6 protein-coding genes and 1 pseudogene are annotated in these 6215 nt (G+C 48.1%); 3 read left to right on the top strand and 4 right to left on the bottom strand.

Annotated features, from left to right (window positions below; genetic code table 11):
- A partial coding sequence (locus H6F50_RS23330; RefSeq protein ID WP_190430531.1) for an ABC transporter substrate-binding protein occupies nt 1-444 on the top strand: 444 nt, incomplete at its 5' end.
- A gap of 64 nt (nt 445-508) precedes the next feature.
- Here H6F50_RS23330 and H6F50_RS23335 read toward each other — a convergent pair.
- Nucleotides 509-1207, bottom strand: coding sequence for a Crp/Fnr family transcriptional regulator (locus H6F50_RS23335; protein ID WP_190413159.1), 699 nt, complete (start codon nt 1205-1207; stop codon nt 509-511).
- Nucleotides 1208-1377: 170 nt separating this feature from the next.
- Between H6F50_RS23335 and H6F50_RS28085 the strand changes: the two genes are divergently transcribed.
- Nucleotides 1378-2319, top strand: coding sequence for a DALR anticodon-binding domain-containing protein (locus tag H6F50_RS28085; RefSeq protein ID WP_190430532.1), 942 nt, complete (start codon nt 1378-1380; stop codon nt 2317-2319).
- A gap of 157 nt (nt 2320-2476) precedes the next feature.
- Here H6F50_RS28085 and H6F50_RS23345 read toward each other — a convergent pair whose 3' ends face one another.
- Complete coding sequence (locus H6F50_RS23345) at nt 2477-3355, bottom strand: Cof-type HAD-IIB family hydrolase (protein ID WP_190430533.1); 879 nt, start codon at nt 3353-3355, stop codon at nt 2477-2479.
- An 86-nt stretch (nt 3356-3441) separates the two neighbouring features.
- On the opposite strand from H6F50_RS23345, the gene H6F50_RS23350 reads away from it, so the two are divergent.
- Nucleotides 3442-4413, top strand: coding sequence for a cation transporter (locus H6F50_RS23350; protein ID WP_190430534.1), 972 nt, complete (start codon nt 3442-3444; stop codon nt 4411-4413).
- A 250-nt stretch (nt 4414-4663) separates the two neighbouring features.
- Here H6F50_RS23350 and smpB read toward each other — a convergent pair whose 3' ends face one another.
- Nucleotides 4664-5131 carry an SsrA-binding protein SmpB gene (gene smpB, locus H6F50_RS23355; protein ID WP_190413167.1) on the bottom strand — a complete coding sequence of 156 codons (468 nt, stop codon included), beginning with the start codon at nt 5129-5131 and terminating at the stop codon, nt 4664-4666.
- A gap of 107 nt (nt 5132-5238) precedes the next feature.
- Nucleotides 5239-6215 (bottom strand): annotated as a pseudogene (locus tag H6F50_RS23360) (serine/threonine protein kinase); the annotation flags it as partial.

Below are 6215 nucleotides of genomic sequence, written 5' to 3' on the forward strand. Positions count from 1 at the left end.
ACTTTAGACAAAGCCCTGCAAGTCGTGCAGCTAAATCGCAAACGATTAAAGCTCTTGGGGGGAGATGATGTTTACACACCCAAGACTTTGGAAGTGGGCGGTGAGGCAGCAGTTGAGATGGTGCTGGCAGTGCCTTGGCATATCAATGGCGATCCGACTTCTAACTTTCCCCGCCAATCCCGACAACTATGGGGTGGCAATGTCAGTTGGCGTACCGCTTTGTCTTATGACGCTACCCAGGCTTTGATTGCAGCCTTGCAGCGCAATCCCACGCGAACCGGAGTCCAAAAATCCCTAATTGCATCGGATTTTTCGTCTACTGGGGCATCGGGCATCATCCGGTTTTTACCGTCAGGCGATCGCAATGCTGCCGTCATTCTCGTCCGCATTCAACCGGGTACCACCTCCGGTACCGGCTACGATTTTGTACCCCTTCGTCATTAATAGGCTGGTAGCCATGAAAGGGCAATCGTCAGGACAACAAACTGATGGCAATCGGCTCAAAAAGCTAATTATTGTTAACACTCAAAGCAGACGCAGGTAAACAGAGCAAATTATCCCCTTGAGTTCTGATTAATCCTTTTTGACGTAATTTACCCATTAAGCGAGTCACAGTGACACGGGTAGAACCGATGGCACTGCCAATTTGGGCATGAGTTAGGGGAAATGGCAGACAGTAACCGCTATCTTGGGGTTCGCCAAATTCTTCGATCAACAGCGTCAGGAATCCCAACAGCCGATCGATTGTCCGTCGCTGTCCTAGGGTACTCAGCCACAGTAGCTTGCGCTGGTGCTGATACCGGAACGCATCAAATACTTCGCGACGGAAGTGAGGCCAGTTGTCCAGGTCATGCCAGTACATCCAAACTACAGAAGTTTGATCGACGTGGGCATAAGCCTGAAGGGTAAACGGTGACTGGGCAACAATTTCAAACGGTTGTCCTGCACCCACAAAGCCTAAAAAAGCTTCTTCTGGACTCAAACGCAGGACTTTAGCCGCGGAAGAACTGGTGTTAGCGCTAACTTGAGCCGTACCGACTAAGCGGACGGCACCCCGTTGGACTAAATACAAAAGTCCTGGTCTAGCTGGAATTCGCTCATCTTTACTGAAAGTCCGATAACGGTAGTGTTCCTGCGCCCAGTCTAGAATCCGTTGCCAGGTTAAAAACGGTCGAGATACCTCTGATGTGGAGGATGGTGATTGCATAAGTGGCAAGCGATGATCTTTTATAAATTTTACCAAGCTTACAAGGTAGCAAAAAATACTTCCTCACGCGCCTGCTTGAGTTAGATATTATTCTGGGAAAGTTCTAACCTTAGGTAGAGGTCATAAAACTAGACTAGATAAGCGAAATACGCCTTTCAAAGGGAGTGAGTGTGAAGGTGAATTTACCGGCTGTTCATTACCCATCGCTGAAGCAACAGATGCTTATTCAGCTACAAGCAGCTATCGGTTTGTACAGAGAAAGATACCTTCTCGACAAGGACGCGATCGCTTCACATCCGCCAGAGGAAAATACGCCGTTGGCTGAGTTGATGAGCGGCGCTGAAATCCCTCTCCAGCGATTTCAGGAGGGTAAAGGCATCCGATACAGGTCGAGTGTCGCCCTCAAATTTGCAGCTCTCTGGCACCTGCCAGCATTGGAAATTGCAACTGAGCTAGCTGCCTATCTCTGTACTAGCGTCGATGACGCTCAGGGAAAGGTGGGTTTACAAAATTTGACAATTCAAGTGATTCCTCCCGGTTTCATTGACTTCCAACTCACCGATACGGAAATAGCCCGTTGGTTGCAGCTTTTGGTAGTAGGGGTGAGTCAAAGCCAGGGAGTTCCCAATTACCTATTACCAATTCCCGATTACCGGGTACCGATGACTTACCCCCAACCCCTATCAAGTCTTTCAAAAGTACAGTACATCCATGCCCGTTGCTGCTCTTTGCTGCGCTTAGGGCACCGGGAGAAGATAATCCAGCTCAATGACTCGCCTGCACTGATGCTAGTCTACCCAGAGCCAATTCCTTGGCTGACTGCGGACGGGCAACTCCAGTTGGTTCATCCAGCAGAACGTCACTTGATCGCCCAATTGTTGGGGTTGCTAGATGAACTGGGGGGCATGAATCAACTGAAGTGGGGAAAACGGGCGTTTGATGCGACTCAGGCTTTTGAAACCTTTGAGCGTGAATGTCGCATTTTTGGCGAAGTCAAGACTCAGATGCCCGATCTGGCGCAGGCAAGATTGGGGTTAGTGGGAGTAACTCGCGCAATTTTGAAATTCCTCTTGCAAGACAGGCTGGGCATCTTGGCACCCATCGAACTTTAGTCGTACCACCACCTACCCCTAGTTAGAAAATTTTGTAAAAAGCACTAGACAAATGGAATGATATGCAATACTATTGCTCTTGTGTGAGGAGCGAACCAGTGAGGGGACCGAGACGAAACACGGCCAGTCGTCGGTCCTCTTTCTGATCTAAAGGGTTTTAAAGTAGAAACATTTCAATGGCAGCGGCGGCACCATCTTTCTCTACAGTAGGAGCCACCCACTGAGCGATCGCTTGAACCTCTGCGGGTGCATCCCCCATCGCAACACCAATCCCAGCGTATTCAAGCATCTCCAAATCATTAAAGTTATCGCCAATCGCCATGACATTAGCGGCGTCTAGCCCTAATATCTCTTCGGCTAAGTAACGCACTGCTGTTCCTTTATTCACACTAGGGTGAGTCGCTTCAAAGAAAGTCGCAACAGAGGTAGTCAGGTAAAGTTCGGCTGGGGTGTAACGCTTTCGTAACGTTCCGAGCAAATTTTCAATCACGGTTGTATCGTCACAGAGCGCCAAAACTTTCGTCGGTTCAGCAATCGAGAGGGTATTCCGCAGGTCGCCAACAACGATAGGCTGGATGCCGGAGCGTTCTGAGTAAGCTTTGGTTGCCGATGTCAGTTCTCTGACATACAACTGGTCGTTGATGTAGAAGTGGACGGAAAGTAGCGATCGCAATTCCGGTTCCTCAAAGTGTTCCAACAGTTGCAATACCATTGGCTCAGAAACAGGCGAGTGACGCAGAACTTTCTGGCTGATGGGGTCTTGAATCCAAGCACCTTGATAAGCCATCACAGGCAATGTGGAGCCAACATGTTGATGGAAGCGCAAAGCAGAACGATACATCCGACCTGTCGCGATCGCAACGTGAATACCCTTTGCTTGAACGGCACGAATTGCCCGAAGTACAGGTTCTCTGATAGTGTTGGATACACCGGCAATCGTGCCATCAATGTCTAAAACTAATAATCGAATCGCCTTGGCATCTAAACCGGGAGAGTTGACCTCAACTACCTGGTTAGAAAAAGAAGGGTTTGACATGAGTTGTTCGTTGTTCGTTGTTCGTTGCTAGAGTAACCAAACTTCTAAACACTAACAACCAAAAACTAATAACTCCTTAAAAGGCTATGACCGAGGCAAAGAATCGCTATCGCGCCAGTCGTCGGGTTTTATTTGCGACGCTTTGGCTCACCTTGTTCGTTTTATCCGTTAAAGTTTCAGCAGGTTGGACAACGCGATCGCTCAGCCTGCTAGCGGAGTCGCTGCACACCCTGATTACCAGCTTCAGTATCCTGTTGAGTTTGCTCGTCACTGCCGCACCCGACCGTCTAGCAGGGCGCGAAGTGCATGGTCATAGCAAACTGGAGAGCGTGGCAACGCTTCTGCTCGTGGCTTTTTTGGGCTTTGCTTGCTTAAATTTACTGGGAATGTCCGCCCAGCAGCTAGTCGCTGCGACCAAGGTTGTCGATCTCCCGTATCCCACCGCAGTGAGTCTACCCCTAATTCAATTGCTGGGAGTGGTTGTCTCCACAACCTTAGTCCTCGCCCTCATCGGCGTGTACCAAGCCAGAGTTTTAAATAGCCCTGCTGTGCGGTTTAATTCCATTCAGTTGTTTAAGGATGTGGGGCTAACCCTCTTGGTAGTAGCAGGCTTGGTAGGCGTGATGTGGGGAATTTTCTGGCTCGACGTAATGCTGGCAGTTTTTTTGGTTCTTCTAGCCGTGAGAAGTTGTTGGTACGTGGTGAATTGGCAGTTACCGCTAATGGTGCAGCAGACTGCGATCGCTCCCGAAGTTTTGGCGCAAATTGCCCGTCAGGTTGGGGGCGTCACCCACTGTTACCAGATTGAGTCGCGAGGAATTGTCGGGCGTTTGGTGTTGGTGCAGATGCATCTAATTCTGCATCCAGAGTTTATGGGAATTGCTTCTCTGATTGCCGAGCGCATTGAGTTGGCGATTCGAGAGCGCTATGGTCCCATTCAAGCCATTTTCTATATTGATGACGATGTTCGAGAGCTGGAAAACTACAGCTCCGCTAATCCAACTTTAGAAGTGAATGGAATTCGTTATCGACGAGATGAGACACACAGCCAAAATTAACTTTGAGCGACGCTTCTGGCGATCGGAGTAGAACTTCATCCCAATTCCGGCTTGTTGACGCTTCACTTTCAATTTGTCTTTTGTCCCCAATTGAGCGGGGGGCTATTAACGCCGCAGAACTTTTCTTGCCTGAGTATCTTTCCTGAGTATGAGTATCAGATAAGCAGATGCGAATCCAGCACTTTCAACCTAGCTGTCTTTGTCTGTTTCTGATTCCAAACTCACGTCAATTCCCAATTTCCCGATTTCATTAGTAATTTTTCATCGCCCGTTCCATATCGCGCTTATCATCGCGCCGCTTGACGTCTTCGCGCTTGTCGTGCAGCTTTTTACCTTTGCCAAGACCCAAACTAATTTTAATCCAACCCCCCTTCAAATACATTTTCAGAGGGATTAACGTTAAACCTTGCTGTTCCACCTTGCCAATCAGCTTGCGGATTTCCTGGCGGTGCAGCAGCAATTTGCGAGTGCGACGAGGGTCGTGGTTGAAAAATGCGCCGATGCCCTTGTAGGGCGAAATGTGGACGTTCAGCAGCCATATCTCACCATTGCGAATCAGGGCATAGCCATCTCGTAGATTGGCCTGACCCAGACGAATCGATTTAACCTCGGTGCCAGTTAACTCTATTCCCGCCTCATAGGTTTCCAAAATTTCATAGAGGAAACGGGCTTGCCGGTTATCGCTAAGAATTTTTATACCTTCGTTCTTTTGACTCATTGCAGCCCATCAGTGGAAAACCTTCCCTTAACGTAGCCTTAAAACAGAACCTGTTGCAATAGACTCCAGAGGGAGCAGGGGGGAAGATCAATGGCCTACTGCCTGAATTAGGGAATGAGTCTTAGCGTAACTTCTTGGAGGCGGCTACCAGGGTTCATATCTCGATACGTTGCACCGACTTTCCGACTTCTAGCATCTTGGCGTTCTGCTGAAATCTGGGAAGCAGATTGAGCTGCTGCTTTTTGAGCTTCCGCCTTTTTTTCGGCTTCAGCTTGGAGGTGCTGCTTTTCGGTATATTCTGCACTCTTGGCTAAAGCTCTGGCGTAGGTAGGGGTGTCTTGGGGAATCTGTTGCAGATAATTTAACGCACCCGCAAAGTCTGTTCTGAATGCTCGTTCGTAGGCTTGTTGTAACAGATAATCAGCTTTGATATGTTGCTTTTGGGTATATTCAGCAATCTTTGTCTGAACTTTTGCCCCAGCAGGCGTTTGTTGGGGAATGAGTTTGAGATAGTTTAGGGCGCTGGTAAAGTCTTTTTCTGCCGCTCGCTCGTAGGCTTTTTTTAATAATTGTTGAGATTCTGCTTCAATTTTGGGTTGAGTTTTCTGAACAAGTGGCGCTATTTTTTCTTGCCAGTAGGAAATTTTAGGAATCTTACGAGCTGCTTCTAGCACATCTAACCACCGGCTTTCTTTAAATGCTTGTTCGGCGGATTGAAATTGAGCAGCAGCGGTATGCCACTCTTGGCTCCACTCGCGTGCGGTGGATTGAGCTTCTGGATAGATAGAGCTTTCTGAGGGAATAGATTGTGCTAGCGCGATCGCGCCTTGAACATCTCCTGTCTGATATTTGTCCTTCGCTATAACTAAAATGTTTGATGAAGACTCTGACGGAAAAGCATTCAGCAGAGAATAAAGTCCGCCTGTTATTACTAAACTATTCGCTGCAATCCCGATTCCAAGCCCAGTCAGTATTGGAGAATGTTGAGGTTTGTAAGAGCGAGTATTTCTCTCGCCTTTCCTTGATTTTTGAGTTGGAAATTCTTTAATTGTGGCTTTGTGAGTTTCTTTTTTTTGACGATTAA

The organism is Coleofasciculus sp. FACHB-712, assembly GCF_014695635.1.
Classification (GTDB): Bacteria; Cyanobacteriota; Cyanobacteriia; order Cyanobacteriales; family FACHB-T130; genus FACHB-T130.